Origin of the sequence: Candidatus Solincola tengchongensis (genome assembly GCF_015711935.1) — a bacterium.
GTDB classification, from domain to species: domain Bacteria; phylum Actinomycetota; class Geothermincolia; order Geothermincolales; family RBG-13-55-18; genus Solincola_A; species Solincola_A tengchongensis.
Genome location: NZ_JACVJJ010000021.1, coordinates 18,791 through 35,678, shown reverse-complemented (window position 1 = coordinate 35,678; position 16,888 = coordinate 18,791). Strand labels below are relative to the sequence as shown.

10 protein-coding genes are annotated in these 16,888 nt (G+C 63.4%); 1 reads left to right on the top strand and 9 read right to left on the bottom strand.

What is annotated here, in order from left to right:
* Window positions 1–340: 340 nt before the first annotated feature.
* The 8 genes from purQ to H7007_RS00960 form a co-directional block, all read right to left on the bottom strand.
* Window positions 341–1,039: a phosphoribosylformylglycinamidine synthase subunit PurQ gene (gene purQ / locus H7007_RS00995; protein WP_287152620.1), complete on the bottom strand. Its 699-nt coding sequence runs from the start codon at window positions 1,037–1,039 to the stop codon at window positions 341–343.
* 129 nt (window positions 1,040–1,168) lie between these two features.
* Window positions 1,169–2,128 (bottom strand): phosphoribosylaminoimidazolesuccinocarboxamide synthase, encoded by a 960-nt coding sequence (gene purC, locus H7007_RS00990; protein WP_287152619.1) that lies wholly within the window; start codon window positions 2,126–2,128, stop codon window positions 1,169–1,171.
* Between the two features lie 13 nt (window positions 2,129–2,141).
* The gene (gene purB, locus H7007_RS00985) at window positions 2,142–3,443 is read right to left on the bottom strand and encodes an adenylosuccinate lyase (protein ID WP_287152618.1); all 1,302 of its coding nucleotides are present in this window, start codon (window positions 3,441–3,443) and stop codon (window positions 2,142–2,144) included.
* A gap of 155 nt (window positions 3,444–3,598) precedes the next feature.
* Complete coding sequence (purE, locus tag H7007_RS00980) at window positions 3,599–4,057, bottom strand: 5-(carboxyamino)imidazole ribonucleotide mutase (RefSeq protein WP_287152617.1); 459 nt, start codon at window positions 4,055–4,057, stop codon at window positions 3,599–3,601.
* Between the two features lie 90 nt (window positions 4,058–4,147).
* Window positions 4,148–5,425, bottom strand: a complete 1,278-nt coding sequence (gene purD, locus H7007_RS00975) for a phosphoribosylamine--glycine ligase (RefSeq protein WP_287152616.1) — start codon at window positions 5,423–5,425, stop codon at window positions 4,148–4,150.
* A gap of 419 nt (window positions 5,426–5,844) precedes the next feature.
* Entirely contained in the window at window positions 5,845–8,193 is a 2,349-nt protein-coding gene (locus H7007_RS00970; RefSeq protein WP_287152615.1) for a CocE/NonD family hydrolase, read from the bottom strand.
* Window positions 8,194–8,826: 633 nt separating this feature from the next.
* A complete protein-coding gene (locus tag H7007_RS00965) occupies window positions 8,827–10,158 on the bottom strand; it encodes an adenylosuccinate synthase (protein ID WP_287152614.1) in 1,332 nt (443 codons plus the stop codon).
* Between the two features lie 602 nt (window positions 10,159–10,760).
* A complete protein-coding gene (locus H7007_RS00960) occupies window positions 10,761–12,137 on the bottom strand; it encodes an NAD(P)/FAD-dependent oxidoreductase (RefSeq protein ID WP_287152613.1) in 1,377 nt (458 codons plus the stop codon).
* A gap of 959 nt (window positions 12,138–13,096) precedes the next feature.
* Between H7007_RS00960 and H7007_RS00955 the strand changes: the two genes are divergently transcribed.
* The gene (locus H7007_RS00955; protein WP_287152612.1) at window positions 13,097–13,315 is read left to right on the top strand and encodes a hypothetical protein; all 219 of its coding nucleotides are present in this window, start codon (window positions 13,097–13,099) and stop codon (window positions 13,313–13,315) included.
* Here the strand turns inward: H7007_RS00955 and H7007_RS00950 are convergent.
* Window positions 13,297–16,788 (bottom strand): DUF5719 family protein, encoded by a 3,492-nt coding sequence (locus tag H7007_RS00950; RefSeq protein ID WP_287152611.1) that lies wholly within the window; start codon window positions 16,786–16,788, stop codon window positions 13,297–13,299. The two genes, H7007_RS00955 and H7007_RS00950, sit on opposite strands and share 19 nt — an antisense overlap.
* Window positions 16,789–16,888 lie beyond the last annotated feature (100 nt).

The following is a 16,888-nucleotide window of genomic DNA, read 5'->3' as shown; positions in this document are numbered from 1 at the left end:
GCCTCATCTCCATTGCCGTCCCGCATCGTCCGTCTTCGCTTCGCCTATCCCGCCGCGTCCTTCAAGTCGTAGACCCGACACGGGCCATCAGTCCATGCTCCCGCTTTCTCCCCCTCGTTATTCTTTCCGGATGTCGACGTTATGTCCAAACAGTGAAAGGCGCCTTTTCCTTCCTCTCGCCCGCTCCGTCATTTTCTTCCCCTCGCCCGCTTCGACAACATTCCGCGTGTTCAGTCATTATCTTCCGGACATCTCCTTTTGCCTGCCGTATATCGAGGCCTCAACCGGATCCAGGAACGAAAAATGCGCAAAGTCCAGCATATACTCCCACCTTGTCCTTTCAACCCCTTTCACGGTAGTGTTCGATTACGGACTCCCATATCACCAGCCCGTCCGTGCTCCCCAACATCTCTTCCGAAGCCCGTTCCGGGTGGGGCATGAGTCCGAAGACGTTGAAGCCCTCGTTGCATATCCCGGCGATGTTGTCCAGGGACCCGTTGGGGTTGGACTCCGGGGTGGCCTCTCCCTCGCTGTCGCAGTAACGGAGTATCACCCGCCCTTCCTCGACCAGCCGCCGGTGAGTGGCCGGATCCACCACGTAATTCCCCTCGTTATGGGCGATGGGGATGCGCAGGACCTGACCCGGTTCTGCCCGGTTGGTCCAGGGCGTGGAGGCGTTCTCCACCCTCAGGTTCACGAAACGGCAGATGAAATGCAGGCTGGTGTTGCGCAGCATGGCACCGGGGAGAAGCCCCGCTTCCAGCAGGATCTGGAACCCGTTGCAGATACCTATGACCAGCCCTCCTTCACGGGCGAACTCGGTCACCGCCTCCATGACCGGGCTGAAACGGGCTATGGCCCCGCAGCGGAGATAGTCTCCGTAGGAGAAACCGCCCGGGAGCACCAGGCAGTCGTAGGAAGAGACATCCTTTTCCTTGTGCCACACGTAATCGACGTCCTCGCGGAGAACCTTGTCGATGACGTAATAGCAGTCGGCCTCGCAGTTGGAACCCGGAAAGACCACCACTCCGAATCTCATGGAACCCGCTCCTCAGGAATCTTTTTCCATGTCCGACATTCTCATGTACGCCGTATAACCCCGCTGCGCCTTTTCGACTTTTCCCAGGCCAGTCCCCAAAGACACGTTCCCCTGGGGAGAAAAGCGCTCTTAATCTATCTCCACGCGGTAGTCCTCGATTATGGGGTTGGCCAGCAGGCGTTCACACATCTCGCGGACGCGCTCTTCCGCTTTGTCCGCCTCCACCCCCTCCAGGCGGAGGGTGATGTATTTTCCGATGCGCACCTCCCGCACCTCCTCGTAGCCCAGGGACTTAAGGGCGCCCAGTGTGGCCTGACCGGCGGGGTCCAGCACCCCCTTCTTGGGGGACACGTAGACCGATGCGGCGACACCTGCCTGCTCCTCGCTAACCCTCCTCAGCACCTCGGCGTAGGTCTCCTCCACCTTCCCCAAATCCCGGCGGAAGCGGTCCTTGTCCATGATCTCCCCCGTCTCCGCGTCCCACAACCGGCACACGTCGGGGCTGAACTCATCCCCCAGCAGGATGCGCCCCTCCCGCAGACCGAACTCCAATTTGAAATCGGCGAGGATGATACCTCGCGCTTCGAAGAAAGGGCGCAGTATCTCGTTCACCCGCAGGGCGATGGAGGTCATCTCGTCCAGCTGTTCGTCGCTGGCCAGTCCCAACTCGCGGATATGTTCGCGGGCCAGCATGGGGTCCCCCAACTCGTCGTTCTTGTAATAGTACTCCACGATAGGGGACTTCATCTCCGTGCGCTCCGGGTAACCCAACCGCTTGGCCAGGCTTCCCGCCGCATAGTTGCGAACGATTATCTCCACGGGAATCATCTCCAGCCACCAGGTCAGGAGCTCGTTCTCGGATATGAGCTTGACGTGGTGGGTATGGATTCCGTGCTTCTCCAGGTAGCGGAAGATGATGTCCGACATCTGGGCGTTGACCTTTCCCTTCCCGGCGATCACCCCGCGCTTCTTACCGTCGAAGGCTGTGGCCTCGTCCTTGAACTCCTGGATGACCTGGCCGGGTTGATCGGTGGCGTAGACCCTCTTGGCCTTGCCCTCGTAGATGAGTTCCCTCTTTTCCATGCTCATCCTCTCCATTTCCTTAAATTACCAAATCCTCCAGGCGCTCGAAGATGCGCCCCATGTTGCGCAGGTGGGAGGGGAGGTCAAAGCAGGCCTTGAGCTCCTCCCGGTCGAGGTGCCTGGTTACCTCCGGGTCCTCCAGGAGCAAGGACTGGAAATCCTTTCCTGTTGACCAGCACTGCATGGCATTGCGCTGCACAAGGCCGTAGGCTTCCTCCCGGGTCAGGCCTTTCCTCACCAGGGCCAGGAGGACGCTCTCCGAGAAGACCAGCCCGCGGGTGAGCTCCAGGTTACGGAGCATGTTCTCCGGATAGAGAGTGAGGTCGCGCACCACGCCGTGAAACTTCACCAGCATGTAGTGGAGCAGGGTGGTGGAATCGGGGATGATGACCCGCTCCACCGAGGAATGGGAGATGTCCCGCTCGTGCCACAGGGCTATGTTCTCCATGGCCGCCATGGCATTGGACCTCAGCACCCTGGCCAGACCGCAGATGCGCTCGCAGAGGATGGGGTTGCGCTTGTGGGGCATGGCGCTGGAGCCCTTCTGTCCCCGGCGGAAGGGCTCCTCCGCCTCCCGGACCTCGGTGCGCTGTAGCCCCCGCACCTCGAGGGCGAATTTCTCCAGGCTGGCACCGGTCATGGCCAGGGCCGTAAGGTATTCGGCATGTCTGTCCCTCTGCAACACCTGGGTGGAGACCTCGGCCGGGCGCAGCCCCAGCCTTTCGCAGACGTATTCCTCCACCCAGGGATCCAGGTGGGCGTAGGTACCCACTGCGCCGGAGACCTTGCCGTAGCCTATGACCTCACGGGCGCGGCGCAGGCGCTGCACGTTCCTGGCCATCTCGAAGGCCCATAGGGCCAGCTTCTGCCCGAAGACCATGGGCTCGGCATGCACGCCGTGCGTACGCCCCACCATGACCACATCCCGGCATTCGAGGGCTTTCGTCTTCAGGGTGGAGGTCAGGGCCACGGCCTCCTCGAGGATGAGGTCCATGGCCTCCCGCATCTGAAGGGCCAGGCCGGTGTCCAGGATGTCGGAAGAGGTCATGCCGTAATGGATGAAGCGGGAGGCCTCCCCGACGTTCTCGGCCACGTTGGTCAGGAAGGCGATGACGTCGTGGTGGACGGACTCCTCTATCTCCTTCACCCTGCGGACATCGAAGGCCGCCCGGGCCTTTATCTCCTCCAGGGCTTCGCGGGGTACCTCGCCTCGTTCCACCCGCGCCTCCACAGCCAGAATCTCTATCTCCAGCCACTTGCGGAGCTTGTTCTCCTCGCTCCAGACGGAGGCCATCTCGGGGAGGGTATAGCGCTCGATCATCCCTGACGCCTTCCTCGCTTCCCGGTTTTTCTTTCTCTATCCGGTTTTCTTCGGCCTTTCCCCGACTATATTACCCCGCGCCCGGGGTAGAATGTAACCGCTTTTCCGGCGTCTCGCCATGCCGCGTTTCCCGCTTACCGAATCGAGGTCAGGGCTCATCCCCCGGCGAGTTCAACACGGTAGGCGCGCCAGGCATCGGCCACCTCCCCGTGCTTCAGGGCCAGGATGGAACAGGCCAGGAGAGCGGCGTTCACCGCGTTGTCGATGCCCACTGCGGCCACCGGCACTCCCCGCGGCATCTGCACCACGGAGAGCAGGGCGTCCAGGCCACCCAGCCCCTCCGAGGAGAGGGGGAGGCCGATCACAGGCAGGGTGGTGAGAGAAGCCACGACGCCCGGGAGGTGGGCGGCCATCCCCGCTGCGGCGATGAAGGCCTCGACACCCCGGGAGGGCGCCTCCTCCCGGACGAAATCCCGCAGCCTGTCCGGCTGTCGGTGGGCGGATATCACCTCCCAGAGCACCTCCACCCCCATCTTCTCCAGGGTCTCCGCCGCGGGACGGACCCGCTCGCGGTCCGATTCCGATCCCATGAGCAAAGCGACTACCGGTGCCATCTCAAGCCGAACCTCCCGCTCTGGCCATATCCCATAACTCGCCAAACCGGATGGGATGATGGGTTGGTATCTCCCGCTCTTCTCCTTCAATCAAGCGCCCCGCACCGCCCGCATGGCGATGTCCTTCCGGTAATACATGTCCGTGAAGTTTATCCTCTCCACCGCCCGGTAGGCCCTCTCCCTGGCTTCCTGGAAATCCCTTCCAAGTGCGCTCACGTTGAGCACACGTCCCCCGGCGGTGAGCACCTCCCCGCCCTCCCCGCGCCGCGTCCCGGCGTGGAAGACCACCACACCCTCCAGGGAACTTGCTTCGCCCAGGCCGGTTATGGGGTAACCCGTCTTGTAATCGCCCGGATACCCCCCCGAGGCCACCACCACGGTCACGCAGGCCTCATCCCTCCATCTCAGTTCCACCTCCGGGAGGCGCCCCTCCAGGACGGCCAGCATGGCGGGCACCAGGTCGCTCTCCAGCCTCGGGAGCACGGCTTGGGTCTCCGGGTCGCCGAAACGCACGTTGAACTCCAGTACCTTGGGCCCCTCCTGGGTGAGGATGAGGCCGGCATACAGGATTCCACGGTAGTGGATCCCCCTTCCAGCAAGGGCTTTCGCCGTGGGGCGCAGTATCTCCTCCACCACCCGTCGGTAATCCTCCGCGGACATCACCGGAACCGGGGAGTAGGAACCCATGCCGCCGGTGTTGGGGCCGGTGTCATCGTCGCCCACTCGCTTGTAGTCCTGGGCGGGAGCCAGAGGGAGGATGTGCTCCCCGTCGACCAGGGTGAGCACCGAGACCTCCTGTCCCTCCAGGAACTCCTCGATGAGCACCTTATTCCCCGCTTCCCCGAAGCGCTTGTCGAGGAAGCAGGCCTTGAGGGCCTCGTAGGCCGCCCGGTCGTCCTGCGCCACCACCACCCCTTTTCCCGCCGCGAGGCCGTCCGCCTTCACCACGTAGGGCGGGCTTCCCCTGCGCACGCATTCCGCCGCCGCGTCGTAATCGGTGAAGACCTCGGCGGAACCGGTGGGCACTCCCGCCTCCAGCATGACCTGTTTAGCGAAATGCTTGCTCCCCTCCATCAGGGCCGCTTCGCGCGTGGGACCGAAGACGGAGAGGCCCCGCTCCTCGAAGGCGTCGGCGATGCCCGCCACCAGCGGCGCCTCCGGGCCCACCACGGTGAGATCGATCCTCTCCCTCTCGGCGAAAGCGGCCAGGGATTCTATATCCTCCGCCTTGATGCCCACGCAGGTGCCCAGCTCCGCCATCCCCGCGTTGCCGGGAGCGCAGAACAGCTTGTCGACCAGCGGGGACTGGGCGATCTTCCAAGCCAGGGCGTGCTCCCGACCTCCGCTCCCCACCACCAATACCTTCATGCGCTACCTCCTCCGTCTCCGCGGCCCTACGTGACTCTATTTTATTGGCGGGAGTGACAACCATGTCCTCGGCGGGAGCGAGGAGTATGTTCCGAAAACGGGTTTGCTGCGCGTTTGAGGGGCAAAGAGACGCAGCCCTTTAAAGAACCGCCCGACCGCTAACCCGCTTCGATAGCGGATGCATGCTCCTAACCGACAAGTGGCTGCGCCGGGGAGCCGACAAACTCCTTCCGAAACGCGCTTCCGAAGAGAGGGCGGCAAAACAGATGCATGAAATGCAGCATCACATGACATGACCCGCCCAAGGATTCACCTGCGGCGGGTCAGTACTTCAATGGCGCACCCTCAACACGGCATGCTCGCTTTGCGGGAAGCGAGCTTCTTTCCAAAGGCTTACCGTCCCTTTCCGGCGCCACGGTTCATTCGACATCCACCGCGACGGCGGGTGACCATCCGCTCCCGACACCCCAGGCTCCTGACCTCCGGAGGCGGCAGCGGACCCAGTGCCTCCCCGTTCCGAGATGAAGATCGATCCGCGCTTCGCGCACCCCCTCCGCAACGTTCACCCAATCCCCGCCTTCGCTTTTCACCTGCACGTCGAAGGCGGTTCCCTCAGGAGGCGGCTCGCAGGCAAGCTCAATCGAGACCTCCCCGTTCTCGCCCACCACGGCAACGGGAGCGACCTCGAGCTTCCCTTCCAGGCCCGACACCATGTCCCGGTAGGTGAAGGTGCCCGCCCAACACGCCTTAAACCACCAGGTCTCGGGATTGTGCGAGCGCGTCCCGTTTATCAGTTGCGAGTCCCAGAGGCCCAGCCCGCTCGCCTCGGTGACCGAGTGATAATCGCTGTCCTCGTTCGTCCACTCGCACACCTCGCCCACCCTGAGGGACACCGAGGCGGGGCTAAAACCGCCGGCGGTTATGCTCACCCGGTGCCTCCGTGAGGGGTCCTGCGGTATCACCGGGAGGAGGAGCCAGGATTCGCGTTCCCCGCCCGCGTGGATCCAGGTGTCGCCGGGATCCGTGGAGAGGGTCTGGTAGGCGGGAACCCTGAGGAGCCATCTATTAAGGAAGGGGAGCTCCAGCGAGAAGATGGCCTCCCCCGCCCGATTGTGGATCCCGCAGTATACGGTCAGGGCTATCCGCCAGCCCGCCTTGAAGAGCATGGCCGTGGGCCAGATCTCCACGTCCACGGGAACCGGGACTCCGGGCGTGAGCCACTGGTTCTCACGGAAGGTGTACCAGGGCTGGTAAGGCCGGGTCCTCTCCGGATCGAGAGTCCGCAGTGAGGCCCTCAGCCACCCGCGGGAGACGGGCTCGTCCGGTGAGCCGGGCACGTAGTAAGGGAACCTTATCTCCCTGCCGCTCTCGTCGATGGCCCGCAGCTCCACCGAGAGGTCGACGTCGTTGCCCGTGGTGGAGACCCAGAAATGCGCCGACACCGGGCCCGCCACCTGGACATCCTCGGGCAAGGGGTCAGTCATGAAGGTCACCCGCTCCCCGCTTCCGTACTCGTCGCTTTCGAATACGGCTTGAACGGAGGCATCCCGGACGGGGTTGGCGCCCACGAGGGACATCTTCTCGGTGTCCATGTACAGCTTCGTCCAGGCGGTGTCCTCCAAGGGCCAGGAATTCCCATAGACATGGGTGAAGGTGTCCGGGCCGGTACGCAGGGCCACGTCTACCCTGGGTTCCCTTTCCAGTCCGGTGTCCATGCCTTTCAGGTAATGGTCGAAGAAGCGGAGCACGGTGCGGTTCGCCCAGGGCTGATATGCCGACCCCCAGTGCGTCCCGCTGTACAGGAGGAGCCTTTTTCCCGGACTACCGGCGAGCTGGAAGGCGACCACGTTCCCCCTTAGGTGGAGGTCGGGATCGTTGAGGCACCCTACTGAGAGCATGGGTACCTCGAGCTTGCCGACCTCCTCGATGATCTTCGGGGTGTCCTTGCCGTCCGGGAACAGGATTCCAAGGCCCTTCTCCCATAACTCGTTCATCAGGGGATTCATGAAATAAAGCGGAAAATATGGAAGCGCAAGGAAGATGTTGTTGGCGATGAGTTGCAGACCGAGGGCGAAAAAGACCCCGAACAAACACGGTATCCCGCCTCTATAGCCAATGTCGCGATAAGGGTCTAAGAGTCCTTCCCACGGGACGATGGCCGAGAGGTGAGGGGGCCTGAGACCTGCCACCCAGTATTGGGACATGGCATAGTAGGAGATGCCGTAGAGGCCTATCCTGCCGGTGCTCCAGGGCTGCACGGCCGCCCATTCCACCGCGTCGTAGTAGTCACGCGCCTCGAAGTAGCTCAGTGCGTTGGTGATCCCTTCCGAACCCCCATATCCCCGGGTGCTCACCGATATGTAGACGTACCCCCGGGGCACCCAGTACTCCGGGTTGGCCTGTTCGAAATACCAGTATCTGGTCCCCACCCCGCCGTTGTCGTCTACTCCCGGCATCACTCCGGCCCCCACGCGCCGGGGATAAGGGGCAAAGGCCATGATCACCGGGTAGCGCCCCGGCCTGTCCGGCCTGTAGATGTCGCAACGCAGCCTCGTCCCGTCCCTCACCGGTATCGGCACGTCCTCCTCCACCAGCACTCGTACGGAAGGGTCGGGCTGGCTCAGGCCGTAGTCGTAACGCCCGTCGTCAACGTAGGACACTCCCTCGGCGAAGGCTCTCCCCCCTTCCCGAACGACCGCCGGAAAGAGGAGACAGGAGGCCGCAAGAGATAGAGTAAGCAGTGCGGCCAGCAAGTTTCTTCCCTTCAAGACCCACACCCCCTTGAAGTTCGGTAGACCTCCGATATACCCTTGCCCATAGCGTGTTGAGCTTCGCTTCAAAGCCAAACCCCACTCTTATCACGAGTGGCATAAAGTCAAAAACTCGTGGTATTATCCACCCCCATGCAGGCTCTCATGCCGACTAGCCGTAAAGATGTCGCATTATGATATTTTATTTTATATTTTGATATTCGTTTTTCAACCCCTCCTGCGTGCTTAACGGCCACCCGTCCGGAGGCTCCTGCGTGGTGACCCCTCGGGCTGTTCCCCCAGACCTCTTGGATCTATGACTCACGGGAGAAGGCGAAACAACGGCGCATCGTACACCACCCCCAGCCCACATGTTCAACAGGTTCAAATACGGCTCAACGTCCACAAAGAGATGAAGAACCAAGTCTCCGCCTTTCTTTCCCAAGCTCTCGTTTCGCGGCGGCTCAAGGTTAAAAGGCATGCTGGACTTAAAAGCGGAGGGCGTCACGCTCAAGGCTGCTCACCTTTCAATGAAGCAAATTGGTTAGCCTACTCCCGGGAACGGAGCGACAAAAGCCGCTATTCGGGTCTGGGACCAAAGACCATGGGAACGGGCCGATTGCGGAGACCGTCGCCTCGGCGAAATGCCCCTCAGAGGGGGAGGTCGTCGTAGAAGAGAAAGCGGCCCTGGCGGAGGGGTTCCCCGCCCCCGTCGAGGAAGATGGACTGCTGGCGCTCCGGTCCCACGGACACCAGCTTGATGGGGACGCCCGACCTCTCCCGGATGAACTGAATGTAATCGCGCGCCTCCACCGGCAGCTCTTCCAGGCGGGTGGCGCCTGAGATGTCCGTCCCCCAGCCCGGAAGTTCCTCGTAGACCGGCTCGCACTCGCGGAAGACCTCGTAGAGGGGAGGGAAGTCCCGGATGAGCTCACCGCCCCTGCGGTAGGCCACGCAGACCTTGAGGGTCTCGAACTGGGAGAGGACGTCCAGTTTGGTGAGCGCCAGGCTGGTCAGGGTGTTGAGGCGAGCCGCGTAGCGCAGGATGACCAGGTCGAACCAGCCGCAGCGCCGTTTCCTCCCCGTGGTGGTACCGAACTCCCGGCCCACCTCCTGCATGGCCTCGCCGATCTCGTTGTCCTGCTCCGTGGGGAAAGGCCCGGAACCAACCCGGGTGACGTAGGCCTTGGTCACCCCGATGATCTCCTCGATGTCGCGTGGGCCTATGCCCGCCCCGGCGCAAACCGCACCGGCCACGGTGTTGGAGGAGGTCACATAGGGATAGGTCCCGTGGTCCAGGTCCAGCATCAGCCCTTGGGCTCCCTCGAAGAGGACGTTCTTCCCCTCCCGGAGGGCCTCCTTGATAAGGAGGGGGGTGTCCGCCAGGAGATGCTTCAGGCGGCGCGCGTGATCGGTGTAGCGAGATGCTATCTCGGCGGCGTCGAGCGGTTCGGCCCCGTAGATGAGGGTGAGGAGGCGGTTCCTCTCCTCCACAGCCCGGCGCACCTTATCCCCGAAACCCTCGGGGTCGAGCATGTCCTGCATGCGCAGGCCCACCCGTGCCGCCTTGTCCGCATAGGTGGGGCCGATACCCCGCCGTGTGGTCCCCAGGCTGGCTGAGCCGCGGCTCTCCTCGAGAAGCCCGTCCAGGACCTCATGGTAGGGGAGGATGACGTGGGCGTTGTAGGAGATGCGCAGGCGTTCCGTGTCCACCCCCATGCCGGCGAGGCTCTCCATCTCCTCAAGGAGCACGGCCGGGTTGACGATGACCCCGTTTCCGATGACGGGGACGATGTGCGGGTAGAGGATGCCCGAGGGGATGAGGTGCAGCTTGAGGGTCTCGCCGTCGTAGACTATGGTGTGGCCCGCGTTGTTGCCCCCGTGGAAGCGCACCACCATGTGCATGTCGTCGGAGAGTAGGTCGATGACCTTCCCCTTGCCCTCGTCCCCCCACTGGGTTCCTACCACGACTATACCGGGCATGTCCCTTCCTCGCTCACTCTTTGCCCATATGCAGGCGACCCACCGACGCCTCTTTGCCGTTCTTCCCCTTTAAGAAGCCGCGCTCCACAGGAAGACCAACGGCCGCGGGACAACGGAGAGGCCTCGGCCGGCGATGCGCTTCCGGCTTCGCAAACCCGGCCGCGGCTGGAAATCCGTTATCCGCACGGTGAAAGATTATAACACCTGTGACCTATGAGCGCCTAACCCGTTTTAAAGGTACAGGTCGTCCTGTTCCTCCATCTTTTACTAGGCCAGCCGAACGGTAAAGCGGACTCTTCGCGCTTCCCAAAGCTTAGAAGGCATGCGGGCGCCACTCGCCATACCTGCGAGCACATCTCTCTTTCCCCGAAGACGTGACGATACTTTCTCCTTTCGGGAAACCAAAACCCGCACTACCATGACGAGAGAGAGGGGGTTTGGTGAACGAGGTGGGCCATCAAGCCTTTCACCCTTCCGGTGATCCGGTGCTGTGGTCATCATATGGCAGCTTATGGTTGTATGGCAGTTTATGGCAGTGCATTCTCGCCTTCCTTCCCCGCCCAGGTTTACCGCCGCCCCACCATCCCCGTTCCAGGCGTCCCTCATCTCCATGCGGCGAGGATGGAGCGCGCGGCCACCACGCCGGAGGCCGAGGCCTGCACCAGCCCGCGGGTGATGCCCGCACCGTCCCCCACGGCGTAAAGGCCCCGCACTCCCGTCTGGAGGTCCTTTCCGAGATGGAGGCGAGAGGAATAGAACTTCACCTCCACGCCGTAAAGAAGGGTGTCGCGGGAATTGAGGCCCGGGCAGAGCCTGTCCAGGGCCTCGAGCATCTCCAGGATATCGGAGATATAGCGGAAAGGAAGGGCGAAGCTCAGGTCCCCCGGAGTGGCGTCGGGGAGAGTGGGGCGTACCGTGGAACGGGCGATGCGCCTCGCGGTGGAGCGGCGTCCGGAGAGAAGGTCCCCCAGGCGCTGCACCAGGATGCCCTCCCCGAGAAGGTTGGCCAGGCGTGCGATGTACTTGCCATAGGCGATGGGCTCACGGAAGGGCTCGGTGAATGTAGTGCTCACCAGGAGGGCGAAATTCGTGTTCTCCGTGCGCCGCTCGGCGTAGGAATGGCCGTTCACCGTGAGGACGTCCCCGTAGCGCTCCACACATACCTCGCCGTAGGGATTCATGCAGAACACGCGCACTCGGTCCTCGAAACGGCGGGAGAAGTAATGTATCTTGGGCTCGTAAAGGTCACCGGTAAGCGGCTCCAGCACAGGTGCGGGGACTTCCACCCGGAGTCCGATGTCCACCTGGTTGTTCTGCGAGCCCACACCCAGCCTGCTCATCTCCCGCGCCAGCCAGTCGGCTCCCTCCCTCCCCGGAGCCACGATCACGTTGGAGGCGAGCACTTCCTCCCCGGAGGCTATACGCACCCCTTTCACCTCTCCATCCTCGGCGAGGATGGAGTCCACGGCCGTCCTCGTCTCGATGTCCACCTTGTCCTGGAGGTAGGAGCGTATGTCCACCAGCAAGCGGCGACAGTATTCCGTCCCCATATGCCGGAACGGGCAGGGAGTGAGCACCAGGTTGTGCAGGACTGCCCTGCGCCGCCACTCCTCCACCTTATCCGGGTCGGCGCCGTATAGATCGCGGGGGGCTCCGAACTCCAGGTAGAGGCGGTCGACATGGCGGATGAGGTCGTTCAACATACGGGTACCCACGTATTCCTGCAGCCAGCCCCCCACCTCAGGGGAGAGGGAGAGCTTCCCGTCACTGAAGGCACCCGCTCCTCCCCACCCACTGGTGATGGCGCAGGTACGGCACTTGCGGCATCTCCCCACGCGCGCCGGGCACTCCCTCTCCTCTATGTCCGGCCCTTTCTCCAGCATGAGCACGCGCATGCCGTCGCGCTTCACCAGCTCCAGGGCGGCGAATATGCCCGCGGGGCCCGCACCCACGATGATGACGTCGTAATCCTCATTCATGCCGCTCGAAACCCTCCAGCCATATGATGCTTGCACCCCGCCCGGTAACCCAGGCCGGTGTCATAGCAGCCCATTCTGGTATCATCATTTCCCGGACATCGCCTCTTTTTCCGGCTCCCGCCGCCGGTGGAGACTGCTGAACCGGGCACGATTCTCACCGCCTTCCTCGAAAGGGCCTCTTCCCCAGCCGCCAACGCTTTCCGATGCCGCAGCACGCTCCGCCCGTCGATCACCATCGTCAGGCAAGGCTATCCAGGCCTTCCCACATCTAGCCTTCTACGATCCCGTATCCCCCCGGTGATGATGCCAGTCCGTGGCCAACCCGGTTTTCACGTGCCTCGTCTTCTTCACCCTTGCAGGAGGTCTATCACCGGCCTACCATATCGCCGGCCTACCATATCGCCGGCCCGAGAGGCCGGAATGGCCTCCTCCCTTTACTTCGTCCTCGGCCCCCACGCCATTAAGCCGACGGCATGGCCCTTTGTCCAAACCGTCGACCCGCTGTTTCGCGAGCTCTGCGATCGTGCCCGTAAGCCGTCGTTCAAATCCTTTCTCCAGTTGCCCGAACCCATATTTACGGCCTCTATGATTATATTCCTGACCCGGTTGCGTTACCCGGAGATTGGAAGAATCATATTCCTGACCTGGTTGCGTTACCCGGAGATAGGAGGAGGCGAGCTTCCGGCGTTCCGTTCAATCGCCGGGGCATGGGAGATTTGAAGCCCTACCGCCAAGGCTAACCTACGGCAATCTTTTCTCGAGGTCCTATCGCCATGCGCCAACCCACGGCAATGTTGTCTCGAGGCCCTATATCATGCGCTAACCCACGGCAATCTTGTCCCGAAGTCCTGTCGCCATGCGCAAACCCACGGCCATCTTATATAGAATCAAAAGCGAAAGAGTATCAAAGGCGCAAGAGGTAGTCCTGTGGCACGGAGGAAAGAGAGGTCGCCGACACGATGATCATCATACCTTTCTGGATGCACGACCGCCTGGAAGAGGAAAAGGTCGGGGAGAAGGAGAGCTTCTGCCCCACCTGCGACCGCCCAGTCACCTTCTCCGTGGTGCGTATGCGCCGCAAAAGGATGCTTTATTCGATACTCAAGGTGTCCACTAAGGACCTGGGCACCTTCCTGGTCTGCCCCCGCTGCGGCAGCACCTACCACACCCAAGAGTAACCCACGGAGTCGTGGGCCCAGGACATGCCGGGGCCGTACATGGCCCGCTCGCAGATGACCGCCCTGTCCGAGGTGACCTTGGTGGAGACGTCCGTCCTTCCCGGGACGAAGGCGTTGGCGAGGAAGGTGGCACGAGAGTTCCCGGGGAGGAGGAAGTCCTGGGGCCCCGGAAGCGGGCCCTTGTCGGTCATGAAGGTGAGGTCCAGGGTGGCGGGCTCGGAGTCGGGGTTCTGGACCAGGATGTAGGTCTGCATGCCCTGAGCCGTGCAGCCCTCGGCGAGGTACCAGGTGGAGGCGGGGGCGGTCACCCCGATGGAGTCGTGGGCCCAGGACATGCCGGGGCCGTACATGGCCCGCTCGCAGATGACCGCCCTGTCCGAGGTGACCTTGGTGGAGACGTCCGTCCTTCCCGGGACGAAGGCGTTGGCGAGGAAGGTGGCACGAGAGTTCCCGGGGAGGAGGAAGTCCTGGGGCCCCGGAAGCGGGCCCTTGTCGGTCATGAAGGTGAGGTCCAGGGTGGCGGGCTCGGAGTCGGGGTTCTGGACCAGGATGTAGGTCTGCATGCCCTGAGCCGTGCAGCCCTCGGCGAGGTACCAGGTACTGGCAGGCGAAGGCGCTGGCTCCTCTTGAAACTCCGCCACCAGAGCGCGGTCGGAGGTCACGGTGAAGGCATAAGGGTTGCTTGTGGAGACCTGTTTCCCCCCCTCCGTCCACCTCACGAACCGGTAGCCCGGGGCCGGGCTGGCGGAAAGGGTCACTTTCTCCCCGTGAGCATACCCACCGGCGCCGGAGACCGTGCCCGAGCCGGCCGGACTCACGGAACAGGATACGGTATACACGACGACGCCGAAAGACGCGACCACCCGGTGGTCCTCGCGCAAGCCCTCGATACGGTATACCATCCCCGCGGGGTCTGTGACCGGCGCCGCCTTCCCGTTGTCGGAAAGGGATGTGATGCGGTAACCGGCGTAAGGGGTGATGTCCAAGACTGCCGTTCCTCCATAAGGGACCTCCTGGCTCGGCGGGGATATGGACCCCCCACCCCCGGATACCCAGGCGATCACCTCGAAGGGCAGCACGGTGAAGGGGAGAGGATCGGAGGTCCCGGTTGCGGTGCTCACTCTCACCGGCGCTCCTCCCGGGGCCAGGGGAGGCACAAGGCACCTTATCTCCCCATCCGACCAGGAGAGGTAATCCACGGCCCTCTCCGTCCCGAAGGAGACGTAGCTATCGCCCTGCGTGCCGCCGAACCTTGAGCCTCTGACCACCACCTCCGCTCCCACCTTCCCGGAGGCGGGGACCACCGAATCAAGTAGCGGCGGCAGGACGGCTTCCAGGGCCCGCCGGGCGTTCAGCCGGCCCCACCCGTAATAGTCGTCCCTCCCCGGGACCCCCCGGTCCTCGGCGCTTCCCTGCAGCAACTCCACGATTCGCTCCGGCGTGAGGGAAGGGCTCCGGGCGCGCATCAGGGCGGCCACTCCGGCGGCCATCGGTGTGGCCATGGAGGTCCCGGAGCCGTAGGTGTAATCGAGGGGAATCCCGTACGCGGTGAAAGCCACCGGGTAGGTGGGCACGGTGGACATCACGTAGACCCCGGGGGCGGAGAGGTCCACGCTGCCGTTGTAGGTGGAAAAATCCGCCACCTGGTCCCGGTTGTCCGTTGCGCCCACGCCCAGGACGTGCTCGTATCCCGCGGGATAGACCATGGTCTCGTCCCCGGTGTTCCCCGCTGCGGCGCAGAGCACGGCCCCACGGCTCCAGGCGTAGTTAACGGAATCCTGTTCCGCCGCGGAATAGGCCGTCCCCCCGAAGCTCATGCTCACCACCCGCGCCCCGTTGTCCACGGCGTAACGCAGGGCCTCGATCCAGTCCGCGGAGTAGAGCATCCCGCTCGAGTCTCCCGCCTTGAGGGCCATGATCCGGGCGCCGGGGCATGTCCCCGCCACCCCGGTGCCGTTCCCCGTCTCCGCGCCGGCTATCCCCGCGCAGTGGGTGCCGTGGCCATTGTCGTCCCGGGGGACGAAATTGGGGTTGGTCCGGAAGCAGAAGTCGAAGTTGCCGCGCTCCCAACGCGAACTGGACTGGAAGTAACGCCAGCCGCTACCGTCCTGGTACAGGTCATGCCATTCCCCCGGGTTCTCCGGGTCCTGGTAGTTCATGTACAGGATATAGTGGTTGGAGGCATCGAGCTGGGAAGTGGAGATGACCAGGTAATATGTGACCCCCGCAGCCAGGCGCACCCGGCTGGAGAGAGGCTTCTCGACGAGCGTCCCGAGGTAAGGCGAGACCTCCGAGGGCTGCACGACTGCGGAGGCCAGGTCAGGACCGGAGAGGGAAGCCCTCACCGAGATGGTGAAAGGCAGGGCGGGATTTCCGATCCTTCTGGGAACCATCCCCACCGAGGAGAGATAGTCTCCCGTGCCGGTGATGGACTGGGCGAAGAGCAGGTGGTCCTGGTCGCTTCCCAGGCGGTAGGCCCAATTGTTCTGGTAGAGGTGGGAGATGCCCGCCATGTTGTAACCGTTGCGGTCGTCCACGTAGCCGTTTCCGTCGTCGTCCAGGCCGTTTCCGGGAACCTCGTCCTCGTTGATCCATAAATTTCCATCGAGGTCGGGATGCCCGAGGTCGATGCCCGTATCGATGACCGCCACCACCGGTCGGCGGGAGAGACCCCTCTCCAGGTCCCAGGCCTCCACGGCATCGATGTCCGCGTCCACAGATCCGGCCACCCCGCCTATCACCTGGCCCGTGTTGTGGAAACCCCACTGCTGGCCGAAGCGAGGGTCATCCGGGATGTAGAGGGCGCGCCGCAGGTAGTTGGGCTCAGCGTACTCCACCCAGGGAAGGGAGCGGAGGAGGAAAAGCGCACCCTCGACGGAAAGCCCCGGCTCGAGAGCCAGCAGGCGGACCTTCCCGTCGCCGCCGTTTTCCTCCCCCGGCCCCACCGGTCCCGCCGCGCTTTCCGTCAGCGCGTGACCCTCCGGCTCCCAGCTCCGGGGCTCTTGGTCATCGCCCTCAGCGCCTTCTACCCCACTGCGGAGCATGGTGTCGGCACTGCTCTCGCCCCACTCGAGCATCGCGCTTCCCGCCGGCAGCGGGCCTCCCGAGGCTCCCCGCTTTCCCGTGTATACATCCTGGTCCTCGCCCTTCCTTTCCGCCCTGTCCGCTCTTCCGCCTATCTCCCGAAGGACACGGCTCGCACCTAACCTGGAAAGCGCTTCCAGTGCCACGGCAACCTGTGTCCCCGCCCGGAACTTCACCAGCACCTGCCCGGGCGCGTAAGGTGGCCCTCCGGTCGCGATGTCCGCTGAAAGCTGGGCAGCATCGGCGCTTCCCGTATGCCTGCCGCCTTCCGCCAGAACCGCAGTGGAGACCGAGCCGTAGGCCAGGAAGACCGAAAGGGCCAGAAAAGCGAGCAGGACGACGCCTACGAGTGTCCGTTTACCGGCGCGTCCTCCCGTACTGGACGTCATGCCGCCTCACTCCTTCGCGGCCGACTTCGTTGAGAACCGATCCATTAACCTAAGGATAGCTCAATCTCCGGTTTCCTCCCACGGTAAAGGACATCAGCCG

What these genes read in the sequence shown, in the direction of transcription:
- purQ (WP_287152620.1), bottom strand. Translation starts at nt 1,039, where the DNA reads ATGAGATTCGGAGTGGTGGTCTTTCCGGGTTCCAACTGCGAGGCCGAC.
- purC (WP_287152619.1), bottom strand. Translation starts at nt 2,128, where the DNA reads ATGAGCATGGAAAAGAGGGAACTCATCTACGAGGGCAAGGCCAAGAGG.
- purB (WP_287152618.1), bottom strand. Translation starts at nt 3,443, where the DNA reads ATGATCGAGCGCTATACCCTCCCCGAGATGGCCTCCGTCTGGAGCGAG.
- purE (WP_287152617.1), bottom strand. Translation starts at nt 4,057, where the DNA reads ATGGCACCGGTAGTCGCTTTGCTCATGGGATCGGAATCGGACCGCGAG.
- purD (WP_287152616.1), bottom strand. Translation starts at nt 5,425, where the DNA reads ATGAAGGTATTGGTGGTGGGGAGCGGAGGTCGGGAGCACGCCCTGGCT.
- H7007_RS00965 (WP_287152614.1), bottom strand. Translation starts at nt 10,158, where the DNA reads ATGCCCGGTATAGTCGTGGTAGGAACCCAGTGGGGGGACGAGGGCAAG.
- H7007_RS00960 (WP_287152613.1), bottom strand. Translation starts at nt 12,137, where the DNA reads ATGAATGAGGATTACGACGTCATCATCGTGGGTGCGGGCCCCGCGGGC.
- H7007_RS00955 (WP_287152612.1), top strand. Translation starts at nt 13,097, where the DNA reads ATGATCATCATACCTTTCTGGATGCACGACCGCCTGGAAGAGGAAAAG.
- H7007_RS00950 (WP_287152611.1), bottom strand. Translation starts at nt 16,788, where the DNA reads ATGACGTCCAGTACGGGAGGACGCGCCGGTAAACGGACACTCGTAGGC.